Source organism: Streptomyces sp. NPDC020845 (assembly GCF_044334165.1).
Lineage (GTDB): Bacteria > Actinomycetota > Actinomycetes > Streptomycetales > Streptomycetaceae > Streptomyces.
Window position 1 is genome coordinate 291,636 of the sequence record NZ_JBIRSJ010000011.1, and the last position, 26,315, is coordinate 317,950.

The window sequence follows — 26,315 nt, forward strand, 5'->3', positions numbered from 1 at the left end:
GATACATCCAGACGATAGAACCGTGATCCTGCTGGGAACAAGGGGAGCCATGGTGAACGGCGTCACATCATCAATTCGTGGGACGCGAACTGACTGTTATGGAGTGAAGATCACGCCTTCGCGGGTTTTGACCGTGCGTACTCTGTTCGCCATGCACAGCACTGGGAACCAAGCGACGCCCGCAGGCGTCCTCGTCCTGGATGCAGTGTGCCCGGTTGCCGGTGGCGGCCGGAGCGCACATCGGGGGGACCGGAAGCCACCTGCCGCTTTCAGGCGATAGCGCCTGCCCGAGGAGTAGTCGTTCCATGAGCGAGCACCGTCGCAAGCCGCCGCAGCCACAGAGCGGCGGACGAGCAGCGGCCCGGCGCGCCGCGCAGCAGTCTTCAGGCCGCCGCGCGGCCCAGCCGCATAGCGCCACCGGGTCGGAATCCGCCCCGCACGGGGAGGAGCGTCCTTATGGCGGCCGGGCCGAAGCCCGGCGCGCCGCACAGCGCGGCACCAGCCGCAGACGAGGAGCCGATCCCGATGCCGGGGGCGCGGGCCGCGGTGGCCACGGCGGCGGCCGGCGTGCCGGCGGCGGTCGCGGCCGCGGAGCGGGGGGGGATGGGCGCCCCGCGAAGAAGCGCTTCATCGACTACCCGCGAGCGGGCAAGGACGGTTTCCGGCGCTGGGTCCCCTCCTGGAAGCTGGTGACCGGTACCTTCCTCTTCTTCTTCGCGATGCTCCTCGGCGCCGTGGGCATCGGGCTGTGGCTGGTGGAGGTGCCCACGGCACAGGCCGCCTCCCAGGTCGAGAAGAACGTCTACTACTGGGCGGACGGCAAGCAGATGGTGGTCTCGGGTGGCGGTGACTTCAACCGCCAGATCGTGCCCATCAGCGAGATCCCCGAGGAAATGCAGAACGCGGTGATCTCCGCGGAGAACGCCAGCTTCTACGACGACGCCGGCGTCGACCCGATGGGCATCGCGCGCGCGGTCGTGAACATGGCCAAGGGCGGGGCCACGCAGAGCGGTTCCACCATCACCCAGCAGTTCGTGAAGAACACCTACCTGGATCAGTCGCAGACGCTCACGCGCAAGGTCAAGGAGTTGTTCATCTCCGTCAAGGTCGGCGCGACCATGGACAAGGACGACATTCTCGCCGGCTATCTGAACACCGCGTACTACGGGCGGGGCGCCTACGGCTGCCAGGCGGCGGCCCGCGCGTACTACGACATCGACTGCAAGGACCTGGATCCGAGCCAGAGCGCCTTCCTCGCCGCGACCCTCAACGGCCCCAACCTCTACGACCCGGCCGGCGGCTACGGCCCCGCCGCGAGCAAGGAGGCGAACACCAAGCGGGCCAAGGCGCGCTGGGAGTGGATCCTCAAGCGCGAGGTCGAGGTGGGGAGGATGAAGGAGGCCGACAGGCAGAAGGCGGGAGAGAAGTTCCCGATGCCCCGGGAGCCGAAGGTGGCGACGAACAAGGAAGGCCAGATCGGTTATCTCACCGACCTCGCCGACAACTACATCATCGCGAACACCAAGATCACCAAGAACATGCTGGACAAGGGTGGCTACCAGATCCACACCACCTTCGACCGCAAGAAGATGGACCAGCTCGAGACGGCCGTGAAGAAGGTGACCAAGGAGAACATCAAGCCGGATGTGCGTGACGAGGACAAGTACGTGCAGTTCGGCGGGGCCTCGGTGGAACCCAAGACGGGCAAGATCGTCGCCATATACGGTGGCAAGAACGCCCTGGAGCACTACACCAACAACGCCGACTACACCGGCGTCCAGGTGGGCTCCACCTTCAAGCCCTTCGTGCTGGCCGCTGCCATGAGAGACGGCGTGCGCGACAAGGAGGGGGAGCGCGAGCAGCCCGACTCGATGCGTACCCCCGTCTCCCCCAACAGCGTCTACGACGGCGACAACAAGCTGACGCTGCGGGACTACAACGGGACCGTCTGGCACGACAAGGACGGCAAGGAGTGGCACCAGCGGAACGACGGTGACGAGGACCGGGGCAAGATCACCCTGCGCACCGCGATGCAGTGGTCGGTGAACACCCCCTTCATCCAGCTCGGCATGGACGTCGGCACCGACAAGGTGCAGCAGGCGGCGCTCGACGCGGGTCTCAATAAGGACCAGCTGGCCTCGATCACCCCGACGTTCTCCCTGGGCACCTCGGCCCCCAGCGCCATCCGGCTCGCCGGTGCGTACGCCACCTTCGCGGCCAGCGGCAAGAAGGCCGATCCGTACTCGATCGACTCGATCGAGTACAAGGGCCGGGAGGTCTACAACCACGAGGGCGACGCGAAGCTCACGACGGCGTTCGACGCGAACGTGGCCGACAACGTCACCAGCGTCCTGGAGAACGTCGTCGAGAAGGGCACCGGTACCTCGGCGCAGATCGGCCGTCCCGCCGCGGGCAAGACCGGCACCACCGACGAGAACAAGTCGGCCTGGTTCTCCGGCTACACCCCGCAGCTGTCCACCGCGATCGGTATGTGGCGGGTGAACGACAAGGCCAAGAAGCAGGAATTCCTCTCCATGCGCGGCGTGGGCGGCCAGAAGACGATCCACGGAGCCTCGTACCCGGCCGAGATCTGGGCCGACTACATGCGCGAGGCGATGAAGGGCAAGGAAGTCGTGAACTTCCCGAAGCCCGGCCCGATCGGCAAGAAGGTCTTCGGCGACGGAGCGAGCCCGACCCCGCCGCCCTCCACGACCACCACGGAGCCCCCGTCCGAGACGCCTTCCGAGTCCCCGACCGAGACGCCGTCCTCGGAGACGCCGACCAACAGCCCGTCCCCGACGCAGACCTGTGACCCGCTGGACATCAGCTGCAACAACAACGGCGGAGGCAACGGCAACGGAGGAAACAACGGCGGAGGCAACGGAGGCAACGGAGGCCCGGGCGGCGGCTCCAGTACGCCGACCACGGAGCCCCCGAGCAGCGACAACGGCGGCTGGTTCGGCGGAGGCGGCTGAGCCCTCCGGCGAGCGACCCTCGCCCCACCACGCGGCGGCCGCGCCGGAGCGTCACTCGCTCCGGCGCGGCCGCCGCCGTTGTTCTCCGGGTCCTGGCCCGCATGGGCCTTCCCAGGGGTCTCCAGGGCCCTCCCCGGCCCTCCCCTGGCCCTTCCTGGGCCCTTCCTGGGCCCTTTGCTGTCCGGGGCTCTGGGGGGGGCGGGCCTCACGGCCTTCGCCCGGCTCGTACGGCAGGATGGGTCCATGACGAGCGTGCGCAGGGACCCGGGGGCCGAGCCCGTACGGCCGACCGCCGAAGACGCGGTGGCGGCGGCCGGCAGCGAGCTGATCGGCGGACCGGCCGGGCGCCGGGCGCTGCTCGGGGTCAGCTGGTGGACGCCGGTGCGGATCATCGCGCTCGTCGCCATTGGGATGTTTGCCCTCGGCATGGTGCAGAAGGTGCCCTGTTACAACGGCGGCTGGTTCTTCGGAGCCACCACCCAGTACACCCACGCCTGCTACTCCGATATGCCGCACCTGTATGCGGGCCGCGGCTTCGCGGAGAACGTCGTTCCGTACTTCGACCGCATACCGGGCGCCGCGGACGGGATGGACTACCTGGAGTATCCGGTCCTCACCGGCCTCTTCATGGAGGTCGCCGCCCGGCTCACCCCGCACAGCGGATCCCTCCAGCACCAGGAGCAGATCTACTGGATGGTCAACGCGGGCATGCTCATGGTCTGCGCCGCGGTCGTCGCCGTCTGTGTCTCTCGTACGCACCGCCGCCGCCCCTGGGACGCCCTGCTGGTCGCCCTCGCCCCCGCCTTCGCGCTCACCGCGACCGTCAACTGGGATCTCTTCGCGGTCGCGCTCACGTCCGCCGGCATCCTGATGTGGTCGCGCAGCCGTCCGCTGGCGGCGGGCATCCTGCTGGGGCTGGCGACCGCCGCGAAGTTCTATCCGGTGCTGCTGCTCGGGGCGCTGCTGGTGCTGTGCCTGCGGGCCGGCCGGCTGCGCGCCTTCGGGACGGCGCTGGGCGGGGCGCTGGGGGCCTGGCTCGTCGTGAACGTGCCGGTGATGATCAGCAGCCGCGGGGGGCTGCACATCCGCGAGGGCTGGCTCACCTTCTACACCTTCAGCCGGGACCGGCCCGTCGACTTCGGCTCCATCTGGCTGGTCGTCTCCCAGCGCACCGGGGACCCGCTCGACAACGTCAATGTGTACGCCACGCTGCTGATGGTGCTGGCCTGCGCCGGCATCGCAGCGCTCGTCCTGTGCGCGCCGCGGCGTCCGCGCCTGGCGCAGATCGCGTTCCTGATCGTCGCCGCCTTCGTGATCACCAACAAGGTCTACTCGCCGCAGTACGTGCTGTGGCTGATCCCGCTGGCGGCCCTGGCCCGGCCTCGGTGGCGCGACTTCCTGGTGTGGCAGGCGTGCGAGGTGATGTATTTCCTCGGGATCTGGATGTACCTCGCGTACACGGGCAGCGGCGACCAGCACCGTGGGCTGCCGCCTGAGGGGTACCAGCTGGCGGTGATCGCCCATGTGCTGGGGACGCTGTACCTGTGCGCCCTGGTCGTGCGGGATGCGCTGGTGCCCGAGCGGGACGTGGTGCGCCGGGACGGGTCGGACGACCCGTCGGGCGGCGTGCTGGACCGGGCCCCGGACGCGTTCGTCCTGGGGGAGGCGCGGCACGCGGCGGCGTACGAGGGGCCGGCGCGGGTGGAGTGGGGCGTCAGACGCGAGTGAGCTCCCGCCGGACGGGACGAGAACCGCGAAGGGCCCGAAGCCGCGATCGTCGCGTGGCTTCGGGCCCTGACCGTTGTGGCCTGTGCTGTGTGCGGGGGCTGTGCCGGGTGGCTCAGCGGTCGACCAGCCGGTCGAACTGGGTCGTGGTGTGCCGCAGGTGGGCCACCAGCTCGTCGCCCACCTGCGGGGGCGCTACATCGCCCGGTACGAACAGGATGGACACCTGCATATGCGGCGGCTCGGCGAACCACCGCTGCTTGCCCGCCCACACGAACGGCGAGAGGTTGCGGTTGACGGTCGCGAGCCCGGCGCGGGCGACGCCCTTGGCCCGCGGCATCATGCCGTGCAGGGCCTTGGGGGCCTCCAGCCCGACGCCGTGGGAGGTGCCGCCCGCCACGACCACCAGATAGCCGTCGGAGGCCGTCTTCTGCTGGCGGTAGCCGAAGCGGTCGCCCTTGGCGACCCGGGTGACGTCGAGCACCGCGCCCCGGTACTGGGTCGAGTCGTGGTCGCCGAGCCACAGCCGGGTGCCGATGCGGGCGCGGAACCGGGTCTGCGGGAACTGCTGCTGCAGACGGGCCAGCTCCTCGGACTTGAGGTGGCTGACGAACATGGTGTGCAGCGGCAGCCGGGCGGCGCGCAGCCGGTCCATCCAGGCGATGACCTCCTCGACCCCGTCCAGTCCGTCGGTGCGGTCCAGGGGGAGGTGGATGGCGAAGCCCTCCAGCCGGACGTTCTCTATCGCGGCGTGCAGCTTCGGAAGGTCCGCCTCCGAGACGCCATGGCGCTTCATGCTGCTCATGACCTCGATGACCACGCGCGCGTTCACCAGGCCGTACACCCCGTCGACCGACGAGACCGAGCGGATCACCCGGTCCGGCAGCGGCACGGGTTCCTCGCCCCGGCGGAAGGGGGTGAGCACCAGCAGGTCACCGCTGAAGTAATCCTTCATCCGGGCGGCCTCGTACGTGGTGCCCACCGCGAGGATGTCGGAGCCGATGCGGCTGGCTTCCTCGGCCAGCCGCTCATGGCCGAAGCCGTACCCGTTGCCTTTGCAGACCGGGACTATGCCGGGGAACTGCTGGATCACCATGTGCTGGTGCGCCCGCCAGCGCGCGGTGTCGACGTAGAGGGTGAGCGCCATTGGCCGGTCCCGGAACCTTTCTCGTGGCCGCGGTGTATTGGAGGTATGCAGCGTAGGTGGAGAGTCGAGAAATCGGGAAAGTCAGCGTCGCGACATGTAGATGTCCAGCGCCTTGTGCAGCAGCTTGTTGAGGGGGAAGTCCCACTCGCCGAGGTATTCGGCCGCCTCACCGCCGGTGCCCACCTTGAACTGGATGAGGCCGAACAGGTGGTCGTTCTCGTCCAGCGAGTCGCTGATGCCCCGCAGGTCGTAGACGGTGGCGCCCAGCGCGTAGGCGTCGCGCAGCATGCGCCACTGCATCGCGTTCGAGGGCCGGACCTCGCGCTTGTGGTTGGCGGAGGCGCCGTAGGAGTACCAGACATGGCCGCCGACGATCAGCATGGTGGCGGCGGCGACGGCCTCGCCCTCGTGAATGGCGAAGTACAGCCGCATCCGGTTGGGGTCCTCGCTGTTGAGGGCCTGCCACATGCGCTGGAAGTAGCTGAGCGGGCGGGGGCGGAAGTGGTCGCGCTCCGCGGTGATCTCGTAGAGCCGCTGCCACTCCGCCAGATGCTCGTACTGGCCCTGGACGACCTCGACGCCGGCCTTCTCGGCCTTCTTGATGTTGCGCCGCCACAGCTGGTTGAAGCCCTTGTGGACATCTTCCAGGGAGCGGTTCTCCAGGGGCACCTGGAAGACGTACCGTGGCTGGACGTCACCGAAGCCGGCCCCGCCGTCCTCGCCCTGCTGCCAGCCCATGCGGCGCAGCCGGTCGGAGACCTCGAAGGCCCGAGGCTCGATGAAGGTGGCCTCGATATCGCGCAGCCGCTTGACATCCGGGTTCTGGATGCCGGACTTGATCGCGGCGGCGTCCCAGCGGCGGATGATGACCGGCGGGCCCATCTTCACCGAGAAGGCGCCCTGCTGCTTGAGGTGCGAGAGCATCGGGCGCAGCCAGTCCTCGAGGTGCGGCGAGTACCAGTTGATGACCGGGCCCTCGGGCAGATAGGCGAGATAGCGCTTGATCTTGGGCAGCTGCCGATAGAGGACGAGGCCGACGCCGACCAGCTGGCCGCTGGCGTCGAACCAGCCGAGGCTCTCCGAGCGCCACTCCGTCTTGACGTCCGCCCATGCCGGGACCTGCATGTGGCTGGCCGCGGGCAGGCTCTGGATGTACGCCAGATGCTGCTCTCGGCTGATCGTCCTCAGGGTCAGGCTCATGCGGGGCGCTCCTCGGCAGGTTTGTCCCCATGGTCGGGGCTCCGGCTCTCGCGCCGAAGCCTACTGCGACAAGGGAGCGCCCCGTTTGGGCCCGGGGGCAAGGGACCGGGCCTGAGCTCAGCCCAGCACACCGCCGAAGAGGCCGCCGTGTGCCATGCCGAGATAGAAACCGACGCCTGCTGCGCCGAGCCCGATGATCAGCAGGAAGCGCTCCCCGGTGGTCGCGGAGATCAGCTGTCCCCACAGTCCGGTGATGATGCCGGCCAGGCCCATCCACGAGCTGACCAGGTGGAGATGGGGGAAATGAGCGGTGATGAACGCGATCACGCCGATCAGCAGGGTCGCCGCGGCGAAGGAGTTCTCGACGGGATGGGGCTTGCCGTCGGTGTCGAGGAAGGAGAGGAGTCCGTGGTGCGGTCGTGCTGCCTGTGCCATGGGGCACCTCCGTATAGGCGCATATGGCAAAGCGGCGAAAACTGTAACGCCGCTCACACCCGATGTGTACAGATTGCGGCGGCAGGCGGCCGGATTTCAACCCGGCGGCGGTCGGCGGGTAGTGTGTACCGTCCGCGGTGGTGTCTGCGCAGACGCCGAAGCGGTACGCATCACGACCCTCCTGCCACGGATCGACCGTGGCCGCTGAGTCCAAAGGAGGTGGGTTCCACATGCGTCACTACGAGGTGATGGTCATCCTCGACCCCGATCTCGAGGAGCGCGCTGTCTCCCCGCTGATCGAGAACTTCCTTTCCGTCGTCCGTGAGGGCAACGGCAAGGTCGAGAAGGTCGACACCTGGGGCCGTCGTCGTCTCTCGTACGAGATCAAGAAGAAGCCCGAGGGCATCTACTCGGTCATCGACCTGCAGGCCGAGCCCGCGGTCGTCAAGGAGCTCGACCGCCAGCTGAACCTGAACGAGTCGGTCCTCCGGACCAAGGTCCTCCGTCCCGAGACCCACTGACCGCGTAAGCGTTCAGCGGTCATCGGGCCGAATCGCAACGAGTAGCAAGCAGCCCAGCAGTACCCGCCGAGAGGTTCCCCCAATGGCAGGCGAGACCGTCATCACGGTCGTCGGCAATCTCGTCGACGACCCCGAGCTGCGCTTCACCCCGTCCGGTGCGGCGGTCGCGAAGTTCCGTGTCGCGTCCACTCCCCGTACGTTCGACCGGCAGACCAACGAGTGGAAGGACGGCGAGAGCCTCTTCCTCACGTGCTCGGTGTGGCGTCAGGCCGCGGAGAACGTCGCCGAGTCGCTCCAGCGTGGTATGCGCGTCATCGTGCAGGGCCGGCTGAAGCAGCGGTCCTACGAGGATCGCGAAGGGGTCAAGCGCACGGTCTATGAGCTGGATGTCGAAGAGGTCGGCGCCAGCCTGCGCAACGCCACGGCGAAGGTCACCAAGACCACCGGCCGCGGCGGCCAGGGTGGATACGGCGGCGGCCAGCAGGGCGGTGGCGGTGGCGGCTGGGGCGGCGGCCCCGGCGGCGGCCAGCAGGGCGGCGGCGGGGCTCCGGCCGACGACCCGTGGGCGACCAGCGCCCCCGCCGGCGGCCAGCAGGGCGGTGGCGGTGGTGGCTGGGGCGGCGGCTCCGGCAACTCCGGCGGCGGCTACTCGGACGAGCCGCCCTTCTAGGCCCGGATGTGCTGTTTCACGTGAAACCGCTGTTTCACGTGAAACGGTGCCCGGTCTGGTCAGGGCGACCAGCACAAACTTCTTGATCACACTGGAGAGAGACAATGGCGAAGCCGCCTGCTCGCAAGCCTAAGAAGAAGGTTTGCGTGTTCTGCAAGGAGAAGATCTCCTACGTCGACTACAAGGACACGAACCTGCTGCGGAAGTTCATTTCCGACCGCGGCAAGATCCGTGCCCGCCGGGTCACCGGCAACTGCACCCAGCACCAGCGTGACGTCGCCACGGCCGTGAAGAACAGCCGCGAGATGGCGCTGCTGCCCTACACCTCCACCGCGCGATAAGGGAAGGGTGACCGAGTCATGAAGATCATCCTCACCCACGAGGTCTCCGGCCTCGGCACCGCCGGCGACGTCGTGGACGTCAAGGACGGTTACGCCCGTAACTACCTGGTCCCCCGTGGTCTGGCGATCCGCTGGACCAAGGGTGGCGAGAAGGACGTCGAGCAGATCCGCCGCGGTCGTCGCATCCGCGAGATCGCCACGATCGAGCAGGCCAACGAGGTCAAGTCGCAGCTCGAGGGCGTCAAGGTGCGCCTGAAGACCCGCGCCGGTGACGCCGGCCGTCTGTTCGGCTCCGTCACCCCGGCCGACATCGCTTCGGCGATCAAGGACGCGGGTGGCCCCGAGGTGGACAAGCGCCGGATCGAGGTGGCCGCCCCGATCAAGACCCTGGGCGCTCACCAGGTGTCGGTGCGTCTGCACGCCGAGGTTGCCGCCAAGGTGGGCGTCGAGGTCGTCGCCGCCTGACGGATGCTCCCCCAGCTACCGCTGGGAGGTTCCCCCTCCCAGCTACCGCTGGCGGGGCACCTCCAGCGGTAGCTGGGGGAGCTCGCTGTACAGCACGACTGAGGGCCGCGACCCACGCCGGGGTCGCGGCCCTCAGTCATCTCCCCGGTCTCTGTAACGATCTCTGCCGGTCGGCGGCCTAGCCGCGCACCGCGCCGGTGACGATCCAGCGGCCCGAGCGGGTGCGCACCCACAGGGTGACCAGCCGGACCGTCATCATCAGCGCCATGGTCCACCACAGGGCCGTCAGGCCACCGCCGAGCGAAGGCACCAGCAGCGCGACCGGGGCGAAGACGGCCAGGGTGACGATCATCGCCCCAGCCAGATAGGCACCGTCCCCCGCACCCATCAGCACCCCGTCCAGGACGAAGACGACCCCGGACACCGGCTGGATGAAGGCCGTCACCAACAGGGCGGGCAGCAGGGTGTCCCGTACCGCAGGGTCCGAGGTGAACAGCGGGATGAACAGCGGGCGGGCCGCGATGACCAGCAGCCCGAGCACCACCCCGGAGGCGATGCCCCACTGGACCATCCGGCGACAGGCGGCGCGCGCCCCCTCGGCGTCGCCCGCCCCCAGATAGCGCCCGATGATCGCCTGGCCGGCGATCGCGATGGCGTCCAGGGCGAACGCCAGCAGGGTCCACAGGGAGAGCACGACCTGATGGGCGGCGATCTCGTCGTCGCCGAGGCGGGCCGCCATCACGGTCACGATCAGCGTGATGGCGCGCAGGGCCAGGGTGCGGACCAGCAGCGGCACCCCTGCCTGGGCGCAGGTTCGTATCCCGGCCAGGTCCGGGCGCAGCGTGGCGCCATGGCGCCTGGCGCCCCGTACGACCACGGCGAGATAGACGGCGGCCATGGCGCACTGGGCGATCACGGTGCCCCAGGCGGAGCCCGCGATGCCGAGTCCGGCGCCGTAGACCAGGGCGGCGTTCAGGGCGCCGTTGGCGATGAAACCGCCGATAGCGACGTACAGCGGGGTCCGGGTGTCCTGGAGACCGCGGAGCACACCCGTGGCGGCGAGCACGACCAGCATCGCGGGGATGCCGAGCGAGCTGATGCGCAGATAGGTGATGGCATGGGGGGTCGCGGTGCCCGAGGCGCCGAAGAGGCCGACGAGCTCCGGGGCGGTGGGCAGGGTGACGGCGATGACGGCGCCGCCGAGGAGGAGGGCGAGCCAGATACCGTCAAGACCTTGGCGGAGCGCTCCGGCCAGATCGCCGGCGCCGACGCGGCGGGCCACGGCCGCCGTGGTGGCATAGGCGAGAAAGATGAAGATGTTGACGGCGGTGGTGAGAAGGGCGGCGGCGACGCCGAGCCCGGCGAGCTGCGGGGTGCCGAGGTGGCCGACGATGGCGCTGTCGACCATCACGAAGAGGGGTTCCGCCACCAGTGCGCCGAAGGCGGGGAGGGCGAGCGCGACGATCTCGCGATCGTGTCGCCGGGCGGTCTTCCGCTCGGTCGCGGGGGCCAGAGTCATGAGGGCAATCTAATCTTCCACAGGTAAGAGACACAACCCAATCTCATCCCTTACATGCGAGGTGACGGGGCGATCTCCTCTGCGCCGTTTGTCGTGATCTTGATCCAGGTGGAGAAGTTTTTCTCCTGCACAGCCCCTGGATGAAGAAAGCGCAGGTCAGGGCCGTAAGTCTGGGGTGATTGTGTGTTTGTCCACAGCGCTGTCCCCCGACCCGTGCACAGGATCGCGGGACTTCTCCACAGGATGGCCCCCGTCATCCACACACCCTGTGGATAACCAAGTTGGCTGAGGAGGGAGAGGGGCCTACCGTGGTCCGGCGCCCGCCGCCTGTTCCGGCCTGGATTCCACCGAACCCGCTGCGCCGGAACCGGAAGTTGGGCGCCCTGTTTGTCATAGCCGTGGCGTAAGAAAGAGACGCGCGGTGAGGTCCGCACCGCGGACGGGAGGAGGTGGCGGGGTGAGCATGCCCGAGCCCATGGACGACCCCTGGGCGGACTCCGGCCCGGTCGACCGGTTCCCTTCCCCTCGGTTCCGTCGCGGCGAAGGCGGCCGCGGCCGTGATGAACAGCATGAGCGCGGCCGGGAGTCGGGCGCCTGGGAGGGGGCGGGCTTCGAGCGCGTTCCGCCACAGGACCTGGACGCCGAGCAGTCGGTTCTGGGCGGCATGCTGCTGTCCAAGGACGCCATCGCCGATGTCGTCGAGGTCCTCAAGGGCAACGACTTCTACCGCCCCGCCCATGAGACGGTCTACCAGGCCATTCTCGACCTCTACGCCAAGGGCGAGCCGGCCGACCCGATCACGGTCGCCGCCGAGCTCACCAAGCGCGGCGAGATCGCCCGCGTCGGCGGCGCCTCGTATCTCCACACCCTCGTCCAGTCGGTCCCCACCGCCGCCAACGCCGAGTACTACGCCGAGATCGTCCATGAGCGCGCGGTGCTGCGCCGCCTGGTCGAGGCCGGCACCCGCATCACCCAGATGGGATACGCGGCGGACGGCGATGTGGATGAGATCGTCAACAATGCCCAGGCGGAGATCTACGCCGTCACCGAGCAGCGCACCAGCGAGGACTATCTGCCGCTCGGCGACATCATGGAGGGCGCGCTCGACGAGATCGAGGCCATCGGCTCCCGCAGCGGCCAGATGTCCGGCGTGCCCACCGGCTTCACCGACCTGGACGCGCTGACGAACGGGCTGCACCCCGGCCAGATGATCGTCATCGCCGCCCGCCCGGCGATGGGCAAGGCGCTGGCGCTCGATACGCCGCTGCCCACCCCCACGGGGTGGACCACCATGGGCGAGGTGCGGTCCGGTGACTATCTGCTCGACGCATCAGGGCAGCCGACGCGGGTAGTGGCCACCACCGACGTGATGACGGGGCGGCCGTGCTACGAGGTGGTTTTCGACGATGGCACGACTGTCGTTGCCGATGCGGACCATCAGTGGCTCACCGACACCCGGGCCTCGCGCAGGTCTGCCCAGGCCGCCGAGGCCCAGCACCATGGCCACCGCACTCAGCGCACCTTCGCCTCGGTCAAGACCACCAAGGAAATCGCCGCGACCCTGCACTGCGACACGGCTGATGGGCGCAAGAACCACTCCGTGACGAACGCGGCTCCTCTCGAGCTGCCGCATCGGGAGCTGCCTGTTCCGCCGTACACGCTGGGTGCATGGCTGGGCGACGGCAGCAGCGACGCGGCGAGGATCACGTCGGCGGATCCAGAGGTCGTGCGGCGCATCGAGGAGGACGGCTTCGAGGTGAGACGTCTGGGGTCCTCCATCACCTATGCCCTCAGGCTCTCTGTCCACAAGCCCGAGCTGCTCGAGCGGTCCTGCGTGGTCTGCGGCAAAGCCTTCGTCCCCAAGCTCGCCCACGTGAGGAGTTGCGGGCGCTCGTGCGGGGGGAGAGCGAGGTTCGTCTCCGCTCCGGTGTCGCATACGACGTGTGTGGACTGTGGTGAAGCATGTTTCTCTCCCTTCTCGGAGCCTCGCTGTGCCCCATGCACCAGGAAGCACGGCAGCCTCCATACGCGGCTGCGGGACATGGGTCTCCTCGGCAACAAGCACATCCCGCAGGAGTACCTGCGCAGCTCCATCGCCCAGCGCAGGGAACTGCTCGCCGGGCTCCTTGACACCGACGGAACCGTGACGAACACCGGGTCTGTTCAGTTCACCGTCACCAACAAGGCGTTGGCCGAAGGCTTCCGTGAACTGCTCGTCAGCCTCGGCTACCGCTGCGGCGTGCGGAGGAAGCCGGTCAAGGGTCGCTCGGAGAAGACCTCCACCGCCTACCGGGTCAACTTCACACCGACCGACGACGTGTTCGGGTTGGAGCGGAAGCGGCGCACGCATGAGGAGCGCAGGCGCCCGGGCACCCCGAAGCTGAGGCAGCGGTTCATCACTGACGTCCGGGAGATCGAGAGCGTCCCGGTCCGCTGTGTCCAGGTGGACAACCCGGATCATCTCTATCTGGCCACGCAGTCGATGGTGCCCACGCACAACTCCACCCTCGCCCTGGACTTCTCACGCGCCTGCTCCATCAAGAACAACATGCCCAGCGTCATCTTCTCCCTGGAGATGGGGCGCAATGAGATCGCCATGCGTCTGCTGTCCGCCGAGGCGCGGGTGGCGCTGCACCATATGCGGTCCGGAAGCATGACGGACGAGGACTGGACGCGGCTGGCCCGCCGTATGCCCGATGTGTCCGCCGCGCCCCTCTACATCGACGACTCCCCGAACCTGTCGATGATGGAGATCCGGGCCAAGTGCCGCCGTCTCAAGCAGCGCAACGATCTGCAGCTGGTGGTCATCGACTATCTCCAGCTGATGCAGTCCGGCGGCGCGCGGCGCCCCGAGAGCCGCCAGCAGGAGGTCTCGGACATGTCGCGAAACCTCAAGCTGCTGGCCAAGGAGCTGGAAGTCCCGGTCATCGCGCTCTCACAGCTGAACCGTGGACCCGAGCAGCGCACCGACAAGAAGCCCATGGTCTCGGACCTGCGTGAAAGTGGTTCCATCGAGCAGGACGCCGACATGGTCATCCTGCTGCACCGGGAGGACGCGTACGAGAAGGAGTCGCCGCGCGCGGGCGAGGCGGACCTGATCGTGGCCAAGCACCGTAACGGCCCGACGGCCACGATCACGGTCGCCTTCCAGGGGCACTACTCGCGCTTCGTGGACATGGCCCAGACCTGACCGCTCAGGCCCGGTGCCCCAAAGCGGCTAGATCACGTCGGCCAGCTCCTCCAGCAGCCGCCGCTTGGGGCGGGCGCCCACCATCGACCGCACCGGCTCACCGTCCCGGAACACCATCAGCGTCGGCATGGACAGCACGCCGTACGCCGTCGTGGTGCCCGGATTGGCGTCCACGTCCAGCTCGACCACCTTGAGCCGGTGCGCCTCCTCCCGCGCCACCTCCGCCAGCACCGGCGCGATCATCCGGCACGGCGGGCACCACGAGGCCGTGAACTCCACCAGCACCGGCAGCCCGGACTCCAGCACCTCCCGCTGGAAGGTCTCGTCCGTGACCGTGACCACTCCCGTGGTCCGAGTCGACGTCATCCTGCTCTCCTCTCCGTCGCTTCGTCTCCGTCATACGGGCCCAGCTCGCAGCGCGGGTCGGGTCCCCCCGGTGCCGTCGCCGCGGCATCCAGGGAGGCCATCGCCCGCTCCGCTTCGGCGAGCTGCGCCCCGACCTGCTGCCGTACGCCGTTCAGATGCGCGATGCACTCGTCCAGCTCGGCCAGCTTGCGGCGGTACACCGCGAGCGAGGCCGGGCAGGAGTCGCCCGCGGGGTGCCCGGCGCGCAGACACTCCACGAACGGCCGGGTCTCCTCCAGGCCGAAGCCGAAGTCCCGCAGCGTCTGTATCTGCCGCAGCAGCCGCAGGTCGTCCTCGTCGTACGCCCGGTATCCGTTGCCCGCGCGGCGCGCGGGCAGCAGCCCGAGCGTCTCGTAGTAGCGCAGCGTGCGGGTGGTCGTACCCGCCCGTTCGGCCAGCTCTCCGATCCGCATGGCCACGACGGTAGACCTTGACGCCGACGTCAATGCCAGGGCTGGTCAACTGGCCTGTGGAACCGACCGGTCGGACATGGGTCGCGGGACATGGCGCGGCACATAGGGTGCGGGCATGACCGCGCCCATGGATGAGACCGCACAGCCCCTGCCCGCCACTCGCCGCGCCCTGCTCCGCCGGGTCGCCGTCGCCCAGACCGAGGGCCGCGCGCCGTCCCTCGTGGGCGCGGTGGTGCGGGACGGGCAGCTGTGGTGGGTGGGGACGCGCGGGGAACTGGGCAGGCGCACGCCCGATGCCAACACCCAGTACCGCATCGGGTCGCTCACCAAGACCTTTGTGGCGGTGCTGGTGATGCGGCTGCGCGACGAGGGGCTGCTGTATCTCGGCGACCCGCTCTCCCGCCACCTGGACGTACCGGAGGCCGGGGACGCGACCATCGCCCAGCTGCTCTCCCACACCTCGGGCCTGGCGGCGGAGGCCCGCGGCCCCTGGTGGGAGCGCACGCCCGGCGAACTGCGCCCCGAGACGGCCGACATCTTCGGGGAGCGCCCGCTGCGCCACCCCGCCGGCCGCCGCCACCACTACTCCAACCCCGGCTTCGCGCTGCTGGGCGCGCTCGTCGAGCGGCTGCGCGGCGCGCCCTGGGACGAGGTGCTGCGGCGTGAGGTGCTGGAGCCGCTGGGGATGGCGCGCACCTCGCCGCTGCCCCAGCCCCCGCACGCCGAGGGCTGGGCGGTGCACCCCTGGGCGGATGTGCTGCTGCCCGAACCCGCCGTGGACACCGGCCGGATGGCCCCGGCCGGGCAGCTGTGGTCGACGGCGGCCGACCTGGCCCGGTACGCCGCCTTCCTGATGGACGGGGACGAACGGGTGCTGGACCCCCGGACGCTGGCCGAGATGCGGGCCCCGGCGGCCGCCCCCGAGGACGACGACTGGGACGCCGGCTATGGCCTCGGCATCCAGCTGACCCGCCGCGACGGCCGCCTCCTCATCGGCCACACCGGTTCCATGCCGGGCTTCCTGGCCGCCCTGTGGGCCGGCCCGGAGGACGGGCTGGCCGGGATCGCGCTGGCCAACGCCACCTCCGGGCCCACGGTCGGTGCCGTCGCCGCCGACCTCGTACGGATCGCGGCCGAGCACGAGCCCCCCATGCCCGCGCCCTGGCGCCCGCTGCCCGAGGCCGATCCGGAGCTGGTGGCCCTGACCGGGCCCTGGTACTGGGGCCCCACCCCCTTCCTGCTGCAACTGCGCCCCGAGCGGGGGCTCGAGCTGCGCCCGCTGAACGGGAGGGGGCGCGGCTCGCGGTTCCGGGCGGAGCCGGACGGCACCTGGACCGGGCTCGACGGCTACTACGCGGGGGAGACGCTGCGCGTGGTGCGGGGCGCGGGCGGCGGTCCGTACGGCGGGGCGGACAACGTCCACCTCGATCTGGGCACCTTCGTCTTCACCCGGGAGCCGTATGAGGCCGATGGCGCGGTGCCGGGCGGGGTGGACCCGCAGGGGTGGCGCCCGGGGGCGTGAGCCCGCCCGGGGGCGTGAGGCGCGCCCCGGCTCCGGCCCGTGCCTGAGACTGCCCGTGCCTGAGACCGGCCGTGCCTGAGACTGGCGGTGCCTGACCCTGGCGGTGGTACGCATCGGCGGGGGCTGGGTGGGCCCCGCGCACCGCCACAGGCTGATCTCCGTACACACGTCCGGCGGCCCCGCGTCCGCCACGTCCGAAGGAGATCCGCCATGCGCTCTTCAGCGCTGCGCGTCGGTGCGTCCCTGCTCGCCCTGACCGCGGTCATGGCCGCCTCAGGTCCGGCCACCGCCCGAACCGCGACTGACCGGCCCGGGAGCGCCCGGCCCGGGACCACCTGGTCGGCGGGGTGGGCGGCGCCCGTCCAGCGTCCCAGCGAGGGCTTCGAGGAGAACTGGGCCCTCAAGGGCTTCGCCGACCAGACCGTGCGCCAGGTCGTGCGGGTGACCGGCGGTGGCACCGCGGCCCGGATCAGGCTGTCGAATCTGTACGGCAGCGAGCCGCTGCGCATCGCGGGCGCGACCGTCGCCCGGACCGCGGGCGGCGCGTCGGTCGAGGCCGGGAGCGTGCGCAGGCTGACCTTCGGGCACCGGCGGTCGGTGACGATCCCGGCGGGCGGCGAGACGGCCAGCGACGCGGCGCCGGTGCGCGTGGCGCCCTTCGAATCGCTGACGGTGACGCTGTACTTCGCGGAGCCGACCGGTCCGTCCACGTTCCACGCCCAGGCGTATGCGAAGAGCTACCGCGCGGAGGGCGACCACGGCGCAGACCGTACGGGCGCGGCCTTCACCGCGTACACCCACTCCTGGTACTACCTCTCGGACGTGGAGCTGGCCGGCGGGGGCGCCGGACGGCGCGGCTCCGTGGTCGCCTTCGGCGACTCCATCACCGACGGCTTCGGCTCGACCTCAGACGCCAACAGCCGCTGGCCGGACCTGCTGGCGGAGCGCCTGGCGGCGGCCGGCACCCCGCGCCCGGTCCTCAACTCCGGGATCGGGGGGAACCTGCTGCTGCACGACTCGCCCTGGTACGGGGACCGGGCGGGCGCCCGGTTCCGGCGCGATGTGCTGGACAAGCCGGGCGTCAGGTCGGTGATCCTGCTGCAGGGGCTCAACGACATCGGGTTCAGCGAGGTGGATCTGCCCACCTACAAGCCCAATCCGCAGGTCTCGGCCGAGCAGGTGATCGCCGGCTACCGCGAGCTGATCGCGCGGGCCCACGCCAGGGGGGTGCGGGTCGTGGGCGCGACGATCCTGCCCTTCAAGGGCGCCGAGTACCACACGGCGCGTTCCGAGGCGAAGCGCGCCGCGATCAACGAGTGGATCCGCACCTCAGGCGAGTTCGACGCGGTGGTCGACTTCGCCGAGGTCATGGCCTTGGCGTCGGATCCGCTGGCGCTCGACCCGGCGTACGACAGCGGGGACCACAAGCACCCCAACGACGCGGGCTACCGGCGGATGGCCGAGGCGATCGACCTCGGCGCGCTCTGAGTCCTAGAGCGTGAGCTTGAATCCCACGTGCGAGGCCTCGAAGCCGAGGCGCTCGTAGAAGCGGTGGGCGTCGGTACGGGTCGCGTCCGAGGTGAGCTGCACCAGTACGCAGCCCTCGCGGCGCGACTCGTCGACGGCCCACTGGATCAGCTGGGTGCCGAGCCCGCCGCCGCGCTCGTCGGCGTGGATGCGGACGGCCTCGATGATCGAACGGGTGGCGCCGCGCCGGGACAGGCCGGGGATGACGGTGAGCTGGAGGGTGCCGACGGTACGGCCGTCCCGTACGGCGACGACCAGACGCTGGCCCGGGTCGCGGTCGATCCGCTCGAACGCCGCCTGGTAGGGGGCCAGGTCGTCCGGGGACTCGCGCCGGGCGCCGAGCGGATCGTCGGCCAGCATGGCCACGATGGCGGGTATGTCGTCGGCGGTCGCCCGGCGGATCTCGAAGTCGCTCATGGCGGGCAGCCTACGCGGGGGCCCACAGCCCTTCGACGGCCGCGACCAGCGGGGCCAGCTCGGGCCGTGCGGCGGCGTCCTGGAGGGCGTCGCGCAGTGCGGCGTCGTTGGTGGGGCGGGCCTGGTCGAGCAGTTCCCGGCCGGCCGAGGTGACGTTGGTGTAGATGCCGCGGCGGTCGTCCGGGCAGATGTAGCGGGACAGCAGCCCGCGGTCCTCCAGCCGGGTGACCAGGCGCGTGGTGGCGCTCTGGCTGAGGACGACGGCGTCGGCGAGCTGGCGCATCTGGAGATGCCCGCCCGGGCCGTCGTGCTGCTCGCTGAGCACGTTGAGCACCGAGAACTCGCGGACGCTCAGCTCGTGCCGGGCCTGCAGCGCGCGCTCGACGTGGGTCTCGATGCGGCCGTGCAGCGAGGACAGGGCGCACCAGCCCTGGGCGAGGGCCCGCCCGCCGGGCAGCGGCTCCTCCGGGGGCGGCGCGTCGGTCGGCGCATCCGGCATGGGTCCCCTCCTTGGGTGTGGTGCCCCCAGGGTAGTCCACTCGACGAAAAAGTCGGCGCTTGCAAGTAAAGCGCGTCTGCAATTATTGTCGACGCGTTCAAAGCTTCCATGCAATCGTCCGCTCGTTCTGAGGACCCCCCGACATGCCCCTCGCCCTGCTGGCGCTCGCCATCGGCGCCTTCGGTATCGGCACCACCGAATTCGTGATCATGGGACTGCTGCCCGAGGTGGCGGACGAGTTCCATGTCTCCATCCCCACCGCCGGATACGCGACCACCGGCTACGCCCTCGGCGTCGTCGTCGGCGCTCCGCTGCTGACCCTGCTCGGCACCCGGCTCACCCGCAAGCAGATGCTGACGACGCTGATGGGGCTGTTCATCGCGGGCAATCTGCTCTCCGCGTTCGCCCCCGCCTTCCTTCTGCTCCTCGCCGGGCGGGTGCTCGCCTCCTTCGCGCACGGCGCCTTCTTCGGCATCGGCGCGGTGGTCGCCGCCGACCTGGTCGCCCCGCACAAGCGGGCCCAGGCCATCGCCACCATGTTCACCGGCCTGACCGTCGCCAACGTCATCGGCGTACCCATGGGCACCTGGATCGGCCAGACCTTCGGCTGGCGCGCGTCCTTCCTCGCCGTCGCCGGCCTCGGCGTGCTCGGCCTGGCCGGCATCGCCGCCCTCGTACCCAGCACGCCCGGCCCGGCCGCCGCCCGCCTCGGCCAGGAGCTCGCGGCCTTCCGCAATCCACAGGTGTGGCTGGCGATGATCATGACCGTGCTCGGCTTCGGCGGGGTCTTCGCCGCCATCACCTACATCACGCCGATGATGGTGGACGTGGCCGGCTACCCCGGCTCCGCCGTGACCTGGCTGCTCGTCCTCTTCGGCCTCGGCCTGGTCGGCGGCAACCTGATCGGCGGGCGCTACGCCGACCGGGCGCTGATGCGGATGCTGTACCTCACCCTCGGCGGACTCGCCGTCGTCCTCGCCGCGTTCGGCTTCACCGCCCACAACAAGATCGCGGCCGCCGCCACCCTCGTCCTGGTCGGAGCCTTCGGCTTCGCGACCGTGGCCCCGCTCCAGAAGCGGGTCATGGACCAGGCCCCGGACGCGCCGACGCTCGCCTCGGCCGCCAACATCGGCGCCTTCAACCTGGGCAACGCCCTGGCCGCCTGGCTCGGCGGGATCGTCATCTCCGCCGGAATGGGCTACACCGCGCCCAACTGGGTCGGCGCCCTGATGGCCGCGGCCGCCCTCGGCACCGCCGTCCTCTCGGCCACCCTCGAACGGCGCACCGCACGCACCGGGCGGATCGTCGCCGCGGGCGGGTTCTCCGCCGCCGACGAGCCGAGGGAGGACGCGACAGCCGTACGCTGACCCGCCCGCCCGTCGCCCACCACCACCCTCAACGGAGGCGCTACGCGCCCAGCCCGCCCGCCCGTCGCCCACCACCACCCTCAACGGAGGCGCTACGCGCCCGCGGCCCGCTCGTCACGCCCGCGAGCGGGCCGGGGAGCGGCTTGCCGTTCGGCGGCCGGACCGCGCTCCGGCCCCGGCCTTGTCCCCGGCTCCGGCTCCGGCTCCGGCTCCGGAGGAACGGCGTCCGGCCTGCCACCGACGGCCGCGCGCCGTCAGCCCCCACGGCTTGAGGACCGAGATGGCGGTGAGGAACAGATAGACGCCCAGCGCCACCGAGGGCGCGATGACGAGATCGGCGGTGGACGGCACGGCCCGCCCCGCCGAGGCATCGCCCGCGGCCGACGCGATCTCGGCCCGCAGCGCGAAGACGGACGCGCCGACCGCGGGCACCGTCAGCCAGAACTTGATGTACACCCAGCGGTACCGGGCCAGCCCCCAGGGCGTCCCGAGCGACAGCGCCACCCCGCTCAGCAGGGACGCCAGGCTGATCGGCGCGATCAGCCAGTCGCCGAAGATCTTCATGGCGCGATAGGCGGCCTCGGCGGTGTCAGCCGATCCGGAGGCCGCCCCAGCGATGCCCAGCGCGAGCAGACAGAGGGTGAGCCCGAGCCAGCCGACGGAGACGACGACATGGACGACGAGAAGGGCCCTGCGGGCGGGCCGCGAAAGGTTCGGCTGCATTCCTCCACGGTCGTCCGCGGCGCTCCGTACCGCGTCTGACGGCGGGAGTATCCGCGCGTACTCCCGCCGTACTCCCGCCGTACGCCGTGCCGCTCAGGGCCCCTAGGCTCAGCTTCCATGACCAGACTGCATCTGTTCGATCTGGACGGGACGCTCATCCACGGCTCGGCCGCCGCCGTCGAGATATCCCGTCAGCTCGGGGTGGAGCCGGAGATAGCCGAGCTGGAGCGGGCGTTCGCGGATGGGGAGCTGAGCACCGCCCAGTTCGCGCAGCGGGCCTGTGCGCTGTGGGGGGAGCTGACGGAGCGGCATGTGGCGGCGGCGTTCGCGGGGGCGCCGTGGCTGGTGGGGATCCGTGAGGTGTGGGCGGACATCCGGGGGCGTGGCGAGCGCTGTGCGGTGATTTCGCTCTCTCCCGGCTTCTTCGTGGAGCGGCTGCTGGAATGGGGCGCGGACGCCGCGCGGGGGTCGCGCTGGCCGGCCGTGCCGTTTCGGGAGCCGCTGGAGCCGGAGGGCATCCTCACTCCGGCGGCGAAGGTGCGCATCGCCGATGAACTCTGTGCGAGGTTCGGTCTGAGCAGGGAGGACTGTGTCGCTTACGGCGATTCGATGTCGGACGCGGAGCTGTTCGCCGTGGTGCCGGTCTCGATCGCGGTCAACGCCGACCACCATGTGAGCGAAATCGCATCGTGCGGCTATACCGGCCGCGATCTGCGGGAGGCCTACGAATTGGCTGGTAACTACCGGTAATTACGATGGTTCCCGGGTGTAACGAAGCCGCGGGACTTGGGGCTTGTTAATTCATCCGGGCCCGGTAGGGTCGGGTCCGGGTTCTGCGCGGCGGCTGTGTCGCGGGGCTACATCGGGGCAATCCAGCCTAACGGAACACGGGTGCCGTTACCTGGAGTTCCGGCTATGTGTCCTGTCCGGCGAACAAGCATGGCATGCTGCCCATGGAGAAGTACGGGGCGGGCCGTCCGGACCAATCTCATCTCAACCAGTGGAACAGAGCGGGGAATTGCGGGCACATTCCGGCTTCGGAAGTGCGAAGACCGACAGAAAGATGTTCGAGGCGAGGCAACCATGGACGCTCCGACCACCACGCCGTCGGCCGGCAACGACGGTACCGGCGGAAACAGTGGCGACTGGGGCTGGTTCACCCCGAGCAAGAAGCGGGACGAGGACGCTTCCCCGGGCACGGACCAGGATGACGGTCGGCGGGCGCCAAGCCGCCCGGTGAGCCCGATACGGCCGGTCGGCACGGGCGCCGGCCGCCGTACCCCGCCTCCGCCCCCGGCGCCGCCCGTGCACGTCGCGCCGCCCCCGGCACAGACCGCGCCGCCCCCACCCCCGCCCGGGGCCGGGGCGCCGCCGCCCTCCGACGAGTGGCGGAGACCCGCCCGGCGGGACCACGCCCCGCCCGTCGACGCCCGGCAGCCCGCCGTACGGGAGCACGAGGAGCACCAGCGCCCCGACGAGGCGCCCGGCGGGCAGGACGTACGGCCGGCGGGCTCGTTCTCCGAGGACCCCACCGCCTCGCCCGACGCGATCCTCATCCGCCGCACGATGGCCGAGATCGAGCCCATCTCGGACAAGGTCACCTCGTACTTCTACGCGCTGCTCTTCGTCCAGCACCCCTATCTGCGCCCGCTGTTCCCCGCCGCGATGGACGCCCAGCGCGACCGGCTCTTCAGGGCCCTGCTGACCGCGGCCAAGCTGGTGGACGACCCGGACATCCTCACCGAGTACCTTTCGGGGCTCGGCCGCGGCCACCGCAAGTACGGCACCCAGCCGGAGCACTACCCGGCCGTCGGCGAGTGCCTGATCGGCGCGCTCACCCGCTATGCGACCGGGACCTGGAGCGATGAGGCGGAGGGCGCCTGGGTCCGGGCGTACACCGCCATCTCGCAGATCATGATCGACGCGGCGGCCGAGGACGAGCTGCGCGCGCCCGCGTGGTGGCAGGCCGAGGTGGTCGGCCATGAGCTGCGCACCAAGGACATCGCGGTCGTCACCGTGCGCCCCGACCAGCCGTACCCTTTCCTCGCCGGCCAGTACACGTCCCTGGAGACCCCCTGGTGGCCCCGGGTGTGGCGGCACTACTCCTTCGCCTCGGCGCCCCGCCCGGACGGTCTGCTGTCCTTCCACGTCAAGGCGGTTCCGGCCGGCTGGGTGTCCACGGCGCTGGTGCACCGCGCCCGCCCCGGCGATGTGATCCGCCTCGGCCCCCCGGCCGGCTCGATGACGGTCGACCACTCCACCGACAACGGCCTGCTCTGCCTGGGGGGCGGCACCGGCATCGCGCCGATCAAGGCCCTGGTCGAGGACGTCGCCGAGCACGGCCGCAACCGCCCGGTCGAGGTCTTCTACGGCGCCCGCAGCGACCACGACCTCTATGACATCGACACCATGCTGCGGCTGGCGCAGGCCCATCACTGGCTCTCGGTCCGCCCGGTCGTCTCCGACACCCCGACGAACGGGCTCAGCGGCCGACTCCCGGACGCCGTCCGCCAGTACGGCCCGTGGAACACGTACGACGCCTACCTGTCCGGCCCGCCCGGGATGATCCGCAGCGGTGTGGACACCCTGCGAGGCATCGGGATCCCGTCCCACCGCATACGGCACGATTCGCTCGAAGAGCTCGTCGTGGCGGGGGAATAGCGGGGCGACTGCAACAGGGCGGGGGGCCTTGACGCAGTAGTGACTAGTGAGGAGCAGGGGACTGGGGGCCGGGAGAGCAGTGCATCACTGACTCGAGCGATCGCAGGATGAGGGACAAGTGAGCGTGGACGACGTCGAGCACGAGAGGGCGACGACGGAGACGACGGCGAGGGCGGCGACGGCATGGACCGCGCCGGCCGACGCCCCCACGGCCGATATGGACCGTACGAGACGTCCGGGCAGCGACGGCGAACACCGGCTGCAGCGGCGCCTGGACACGGGCGACCGCGCCGACCGCTTCTACGACGAGCAGGTGCTGGACCGGCTCAACGACCGGATGCGGGAGTTCGTCGGCCGCCAGGAGATGTTCTTCCTGGCGACGGCCGACCGGCACGGCGAGTGCGACAGCACTTTCCGGGCCGGACCGCCCGGCTTTCTGAGGGTGTTCGACGACCAGACCCTGGCCTACCCCGAATACCGGGGCAACGGCGTCCTGGCCAGCCTCGGGAACATCGAGGAGAACCCCCACCTCGGCATCCTGATGATCGACTTTCTGCGCGACCGGATCGGTCTGCACATCAACGGCCGGGCACGGGTGGTGGAGGACGCCGAGATGCGCGCCACCCACCCCGGGCTGCCGGTCGACCCGGTGCCGGGGCGGCGGGCCGTGGTGTGGGTCGAGGTGACGGTCGAGGAGGCGTACATCCACTGCGCCAAGCACATCCCGCATCTCCAGAAGGCGCCCGCCCAGCGGCGGGTCGCGGCCAGGGTTGGCGCCAGGGCCGGCGCCGTGGACGGCGGCACGGATGGCGGCTTGGACGGGAGCTTGGACGGCGGCGGCGTCGCCGACCGGGACCGTGACGACTGGGGTACGGACGACTTCAAGCGCAAGGGCGGCGACTTCTTCGGCGCCGCCGCCGACGTACGCGAGGGCCGGCGCAGGCCCGTGGCCGGCCGGGAGCCGGAGCCGGAGGCCGACCACGGCTCGGGGCCCGCGCGCCCCGAGGAGTGGCAGCAGGAGGCCGAGCGGGTGCTGGCCAGGGCGCGGGAGCGGGCACCGGAGGGGGCTGGGCAGCCGTTCAGCGGCTGGTTCCGGTAGCCGACGGCTGTCGGCAGCCGCTTGTTGCCGTAGTGGCCGCTTTGGTGGGGCGGCGGGGTCAGCCCAGGTCGTCGGCGAGCAGCGCCAGCACACCTTCGATGTTCGCGTCGAGATACGCGCGCAGCGACGGCGGCACCACCCCCACCGAGGCGATCCCCGCCCGGGTGAACGGGACGCGCACCACTTCGTACTCCCCGCAGGGCTCGTCCACCTCCGGGCCGTGCCGCCGCGACAGGTCCATGGACCCCAGCCGGCATACGAAGAAGTGCTGCACCTTCACACCGGGCGAGGACTCGTCGGGGTGCGGGACGGTGTCGACGAAGGCGGGCACCACGTCCGTCACCTTCGCGCCGAGCTCCTCGTCGACCTCGCGGTGCAGCGCGTCGACGACCGTGGCGTCCTCGGGCTCCACTCCGCCGCCCGGCGTGATCCAGTACGGCTCCTCGCCCGGCTTGGTGCGCTTGATCAGGACCAGCCGGGGCTCGGGGCCGCCGTCGAGCAGGATGGCGCGGGCGGTGCGCTTGACCACAGGTCGTTCGGTCATGGTGGAGATCTGCCGCATGCGTCGCCCGGTGAAACCCCATACTCACCAGTCAACAGCGGCGCGCAGCAGCCACTCGTGCGCCCGCGCGATATGCGGCAGGGCGAGCGCACCGTTCCGGATCACCAGGAAGTACGTGCGCAGCGGCGGCACCGGCGGGTTGAGCAGGGCGACGATCTCCCCCGCGTCCAGCGCGTCCATGCACAGATAGCGCGGCAGGACGCCGAGCCCGACGCCCTCCACGACACAGGTGAGCACGGCCCGCAGATCGGGGGCGATGACGGTGCCCGCGGTGATCGGCGGGGTGTCGAAGACGGCCGACCAGTAGCGGGTGATCAGCGGCAGGCTCTCATGGACCTCGACGACCGGCAGCCGCTCCAGCGCGCTGACGCCCTTGACCTGTAACACCGCGGGGCCGCCGAGCCGGGCCGCCCAGCGCGGCGCGGCGACCAGCACATGTTCCTCGTCGCACAGCGGGGCGGCGGTCAGCAGCCGGCCGCGGGGCCGGGCGGTGGTGACGGCCAGGTCGTGGTGGCCGGCGGCCAGCCCCTCGAACAGTTCCTCCGCGCTGCCGAAGGCGCAGCGCACCGCAAGACCCTGGCTGATGAGCGGGGCGAGGGCGGGCAGGACGCGCAGCGCGGTGAACTCCGGGGGGCCGGCGAGATGCAGGGTGCGGTTGGCGGAGCTGTCGTCGAGCCCGGCCTCGGCTATCTCCAGCAGCGCGTCGAGGTGGGGCGCGGCCTTGTGGGCGAGCTCTTCGCCGACGCTGGTGGGGACGACCCCGCGCGCGGTGCGCAGAAACAGCGGGCGGCCCAGCTGACGCTCGAGGGTGCGGATCTGGCCGGTGACGGCGGGCTGGGAGAGCCCGAGCAGAACGGCGGCACGGGTGAACGACCCGGCCCGATGAACCGTGACAAATGTGCGTAAGAGGGCCAGATCCATGCGGTTCCCCT

24 protein-coding genes are annotated in these 26,315 nt (G+C 70.6%); 13 read left to right on the top strand and 11 right to left on the bottom strand.

All coding sequences use genetic code 11. The annotated features are described in order from the left end of the window. Positions 1–305 precede the first annotated feature (305 nt). Entirely contained in the window at positions 306–2,975 is a 2,670-nt protein-coding gene (locus tag ACH4U7_RS29880) for a transglycosylase domain-containing protein (protein ID WP_398530904.1), read from the top strand. Between the two features lie 243 nt (positions 2,976–3,218). Continuing rightward, positions 3,219–4,703: a glycosyltransferase family 87 protein gene (locus ACH4U7_RS29885; RefSeq protein WP_398530905.1), complete on the top strand. Its 1,485-nt coding sequence runs from the start codon at positions 3,219–3,221 to the stop codon at positions 4,701–4,703. Positions 4,704–4,815: 112 nt separating this feature from the next. On the opposite strand, the gene ACH4U7_RS29890 is transcribed toward ACH4U7_RS29885, so the two are convergent. The 3 genes from ACH4U7_RS29890 to ACH4U7_RS29900 form a co-directional block, all read right to left on the bottom strand. Continuing rightward, on the bottom strand, positions 4,816–5,847 hold the full coding sequence (locus ACH4U7_RS29890) for an alanine racemase (protein WP_089507390.1): 1,032 nt from the start codon (positions 5,845–5,847) through the stop codon (positions 4,816–4,818). A gap of 81 nt (positions 5,848–5,928) precedes the next feature. Then, the gene (locus tag ACH4U7_RS29895; protein ID WP_398530906.1) at positions 5,929–7,047 is read right to left on the bottom strand and encodes a lipid II:glycine glycyltransferase FemX; all 1,119 of its coding nucleotides are present in this window, start codon (positions 7,045–7,047) and stop codon (positions 5,929–5,931) included. 117 nt (positions 7,048–7,164) lie between these two features. Next, a complete protein-coding gene (locus ACH4U7_RS29900) occupies positions 7,165–7,482 on the bottom strand; it encodes a hypothetical protein (RefSeq protein ID WP_385630399.1) in 318 nt (105 codons plus the stop codon). Positions 7,483–7,712: 230 nt separating this feature from the next. Between ACH4U7_RS29900 and rpsF the strand changes: the two genes are divergently transcribed. The 4 genes from rpsF (at position 7,713) to rplI (ending at position 9,479) form a co-directional block, all read left to right on the top strand. Then, a complete protein-coding gene (gene rpsF / locus ACH4U7_RS29905) occupies positions 7,713–8,003 on the top strand; it encodes a 30S ribosomal protein S6 (protein ID WP_030827724.1) in 291 nt (96 codons plus the stop codon). 82 nt (positions 8,004–8,085) lie between these two features. Further along, on the top strand, positions 8,086–8,673 hold the full coding sequence (locus ACH4U7_RS29910; RefSeq protein WP_398530907.1) for a single-stranded DNA-binding protein: 588 nt from the start codon (positions 8,086–8,088) through the stop codon (positions 8,671–8,673). A gap of 104 nt (positions 8,674–8,777) precedes the next feature. Further along, entirely contained in the window at positions 8,778–9,014 is a 237-nt protein-coding gene (gene rpsR / locus ACH4U7_RS29915; protein ID WP_003978893.1) for a 30S ribosomal protein S18, read from the top strand. Positions 9,015–9,032: 18 nt separating this feature from the next. Then, on the top strand, positions 9,033–9,479 hold the full coding sequence (gene rplI, locus ACH4U7_RS29920) for a 50S ribosomal protein L9 (protein ID WP_385630396.1): 447 nt from the start codon (positions 9,033–9,035) through the stop codon (positions 9,477–9,479). A gap of 178 nt (positions 9,480–9,657) precedes the next feature. On the opposite strand, the gene ACH4U7_RS29925 is transcribed toward rplI, so the two are convergent. Continuing rightward, entirely contained in the window at positions 9,658–10,998 is a 1,341-nt protein-coding gene (locus tag ACH4U7_RS29925) for an MATE family efflux transporter (RefSeq protein ID WP_398530908.1), read from the bottom strand. 475 nt (positions 10,999–11,473) lie between these two features. Between ACH4U7_RS29925 and dnaB the strand changes: the two genes are divergently transcribed. Continuing rightward, a complete protein-coding gene (gene dnaB / locus ACH4U7_RS29930) occupies positions 11,474–14,188 on the top strand; it encodes a replicative DNA helicase (RefSeq protein WP_398531029.1) in 2,715 nt (904 codons plus the stop codon). A gap of 27 nt (positions 14,189–14,215) precedes the next feature. Here the strand turns inward: dnaB and trxA are convergent, their stop codons facing one another. Beyond that, positions 14,216–14,554: a thioredoxin gene (gene trxA / locus ACH4U7_RS29935; RefSeq protein WP_398530909.1), complete on the bottom strand. Its 339-nt coding sequence runs from the start codon at positions 14,552–14,554 to the stop codon at positions 14,216–14,218. Continuing rightward, positions 14,551–15,006: a MerR family transcriptional regulator gene (locus tag ACH4U7_RS29940; protein ID WP_398530910.1), complete on the bottom strand. Its 456-nt coding sequence runs from the start codon at positions 15,004–15,006 to the stop codon at positions 14,551–14,553. Before ACH4U7_RS29940 ends, trxA begins: the two co-directional genes overlap by 4 nt. A gap of 115 nt (positions 15,007–15,121) precedes the next feature. Between ACH4U7_RS29940 and ACH4U7_RS29945 the strand changes: the two genes are divergently transcribed. Together ACH4U7_RS29945 and ACH4U7_RS29950 are read left to right on the top strand one after the other, a co-directional pair. Continuing rightward, complete coding sequence (locus ACH4U7_RS29945) at positions 15,122–16,528, top strand: serine hydrolase domain-containing protein (protein ID WP_398530911.1); 1,407 nt, start codon at positions 15,122–15,124, stop codon at positions 16,526–16,528. Between the two features lie 210 nt (positions 16,529–16,738). Beyond that, entirely contained in the window at positions 16,739–18,016 is a 1,278-nt protein-coding gene (locus tag ACH4U7_RS29950; RefSeq protein WP_398530912.1) for an SGNH/GDSL hydrolase family protein, read from the top strand. Between the two features lie 3 nt (positions 18,017–18,019). Here the strand turns inward: ACH4U7_RS29950 and ACH4U7_RS29955 are convergent, their stop codons facing one another. Next, entirely contained in the window at positions 18,020–18,472 is a 453-nt protein-coding gene (locus ACH4U7_RS29955) for a GNAT family N-acetyltransferase (RefSeq protein WP_398530913.1), read from the bottom strand. Between the two features lie 10 nt (positions 18,473–18,482). Beyond that, the gene (locus ACH4U7_RS29960) at positions 18,483–18,971 is read right to left on the bottom strand and encodes a MarR family winged helix-turn-helix transcriptional regulator (protein WP_398530914.1); all 489 of its coding nucleotides are present in this window, start codon (positions 18,969–18,971) and stop codon (positions 18,483–18,485) included. Between the two features lie 143 nt (positions 18,972–19,114). On the opposite strand from ACH4U7_RS29960, the gene ACH4U7_RS29965 reads away from it, so the two are divergent. Then, a complete protein-coding gene (locus ACH4U7_RS29965) occupies positions 19,115–20,338 on the top strand; it encodes an MFS transporter (protein WP_398530915.1) in 1,224 nt (407 codons plus the stop codon). A gap of 114 nt (positions 20,339–20,452) precedes the next feature. On the opposite strand, the gene ACH4U7_RS29970 is transcribed toward ACH4U7_RS29965, so the two are convergent. Beyond that, entirely contained in the window at positions 20,453–21,061 is a 609-nt protein-coding gene (locus ACH4U7_RS29970; RefSeq protein WP_398530916.1) for a DUF2269 family protein, read from the bottom strand. Between the two features lie 117 nt (positions 21,062–21,178). Here ACH4U7_RS29970 and ACH4U7_RS29975 point away from each other — a divergent pair, with 117 nt between their 5' ends. The 3 genes from ACH4U7_RS29975 to ACH4U7_RS29985 all read left to right on the top strand — a co-directional run bounded on the left by ACH4U7_RS29975 (position 21,179) and on the right by ACH4U7_RS29985 (position 24,821). Further along, positions 21,179–21,811 carry an HAD family hydrolase gene (locus tag ACH4U7_RS29975; RefSeq protein WP_398530917.1) on the top strand — a complete coding sequence of 211 codons (633 nt, stop codon included), beginning with the start codon at positions 21,179–21,181 and terminating at the stop codon, positions 21,809–21,811. Between the two features lie 333 nt (positions 21,812–22,144). Continuing rightward, the gene (locus ACH4U7_RS29980) at positions 22,145–23,722 is read left to right on the top strand and encodes a globin domain-containing protein (RefSeq protein WP_398530918.1); all 1,578 of its coding nucleotides are present in this window, start codon (positions 22,145–22,147) and stop codon (positions 23,720–23,722) included. 217 nt (positions 23,723–23,939) lie between these two features. Then, positions 23,940–24,821 carry a pyridoxamine 5'-phosphate oxidase family protein gene (locus ACH4U7_RS29985; protein WP_398531030.1) on the top strand — a complete coding sequence of 294 codons (882 nt, stop codon included), beginning with the start codon at positions 23,940–23,942 and terminating at the stop codon, positions 24,819–24,821. Positions 24,822–24,879: 58 nt separating this feature from the next. Here ACH4U7_RS29985 and ACH4U7_RS29990 read toward each other — a convergent pair whose 3' ends face one another. Both ACH4U7_RS29990 and ACH4U7_RS29995 read right to left on the bottom strand, forming a co-directional pair. Continuing rightward, entirely contained in the window at positions 24,880–25,365 is a 486-nt protein-coding gene (locus ACH4U7_RS29990; protein ID WP_043490839.1) for an NUDIX domain-containing protein, read from the bottom strand. A 42-nt stretch (positions 25,366–25,407) separates the two neighbouring features. Beyond that, the gene (locus ACH4U7_RS29995) at positions 25,408–26,304 is read right to left on the bottom strand and encodes a LysR family transcriptional regulator (protein WP_398530919.1); all 897 of its coding nucleotides are present in this window, start codon (positions 26,302–26,304) and stop codon (positions 25,408–25,410) included. Between the last annotated feature and the right edge of the window lie 11 nt (positions 26,305–26,315).

Coding starts and splice junctions, on each gene's coding strand:
- ACH4U7_RS29880 (WP_398530904.1), top strand. CDS start 306: ATGAGCGAGCACCGTCGCAAGCCGCCGCAGCCACAGAGCGGCGGACGA.
- ACH4U7_RS29885 (WP_398530905.1), top strand. CDS start 3,219: ATGACGAGCGTGCGCAGGGACCCGGGGGCCGAGCCCGTACGGCCGACC.
- ACH4U7_RS29890 (WP_089507390.1), bottom strand. CDS start 5,847: ATGGCGCTCACCCTCTACGTCGACACCGCGCGCTGGCGGGCGCACCAG.
- ACH4U7_RS29895 (WP_398530906.1), bottom strand. CDS start 7,047: ATGAGCCTGACCCTGAGGACGATCAGCCGAGAGCAGCATCTGGCGTAC.
- ACH4U7_RS29900 (WP_385630399.1), bottom strand. CDS start 7,482: ATGGCACAGGCAGCACGACCGCACCACGGACTCCTCTCCTTCCTCGAC.
- rpsF (WP_030827724.1), top strand. CDS start 7,713: ATGCGTCACTACGAGGTGATGGTCATCCTCGACCCCGATCTCGAGGAG.
- ACH4U7_RS29910 (WP_398530907.1), top strand. CDS start 8,086: ATGGCAGGCGAGACCGTCATCACGGTCGTCGGCAATCTCGTCGACGAC.
- rpsR (WP_003978893.1), top strand. CDS start 8,778: ATGGCGAAGCCGCCTGCTCGCAAGCCTAAGAAGAAGGTTTGCGTGTTC.
- rplI (WP_385630396.1), top strand. CDS start 9,033: ATGAAGATCATCCTCACCCACGAGGTCTCCGGCCTCGGCACCGCCGGC.
- ACH4U7_RS29925 (WP_398530908.1), bottom strand. CDS start 10,998: ATGACTCTGGCCCCCGCGACCGAGCGGAAGACCGCCCGGCGACACGAT.
- dnaB (WP_398531029.1), top strand. CDS start 11,474: ATGGACGACCCCTGGGCGGACTCCGGCCCGGTCGACCGGTTCCCTTCC.
- trxA (WP_398530909.1), bottom strand. CDS start 14,554: ATGACGTCGACTCGGACCACGGGAGTGGTCACGGTCACGGACGAGACC.
- ACH4U7_RS29940 (WP_398530910.1), bottom strand. CDS start 15,006: ATGCGGATCGGAGAGCTGGCCGAACGGGCGGGTACGACCACCCGCACG.
- ACH4U7_RS29945 (WP_398530911.1), top strand. CDS start 15,122: ATGACCGCGCCCATGGATGAGACCGCACAGCCCCTGCCCGCCACTCGC.
- ACH4U7_RS29950 (WP_398530912.1), top strand. CDS start 16,739: ATGCGCTCTTCAGCGCTGCGCGTCGGTGCGTCCCTGCTCGCCCTGACC.
- ACH4U7_RS29955 (WP_398530913.1), bottom strand. CDS start 18,472: ATGAGCGACTTCGAGATCCGCCGGGCGACCGCCGACGACATACCCGCC.
- ACH4U7_RS29960 (WP_398530914.1), bottom strand. CDS start 18,971: ATGCCGGATGCGCCGACCGACGCGCCGCCCCCGGAGGAGCCGCTGCCC.
- ACH4U7_RS29965 (WP_398530915.1), top strand. CDS start 19,115: ATGCCCCTCGCCCTGCTGGCGCTCGCCATCGGCGCCTTCGGTATCGGC.
- ACH4U7_RS29970 (WP_398530916.1), bottom strand. CDS start 21,061: ATGCAGCCGAACCTTTCGCGGCCCGCCCGCAGGGCCCTTCTCGTCGTC.
- ACH4U7_RS29975 (WP_398530917.1), top strand. CDS start 21,179: ATGACCAGACTGCATCTGTTCGATCTGGACGGGACGCTCATCCACGGC.
- ACH4U7_RS29980 (WP_398530918.1), top strand. CDS start 22,145: ATGGACGCTCCGACCACCACGCCGTCGGCCGGCAACGACGGTACCGGC.
- ACH4U7_RS29985 (WP_398531030.1), top strand. CDS start 23,940: ATGGACCGTACGAGACGTCCGGGCAGCGACGGCGAACACCGGCTGCAG.
- ACH4U7_RS29990 (WP_043490839.1), bottom strand. CDS start 25,365: ATGACCGAACGACCTGTGGTCAAGCGCACCGCCCGCGCCATCCTGCTC.
- ACH4U7_RS29995 (WP_398530919.1), bottom strand. CDS start 26,304: ATGGATCTGGCCCTCTTACGCACATTTGTCACGGTTCATCGGGCCGGG.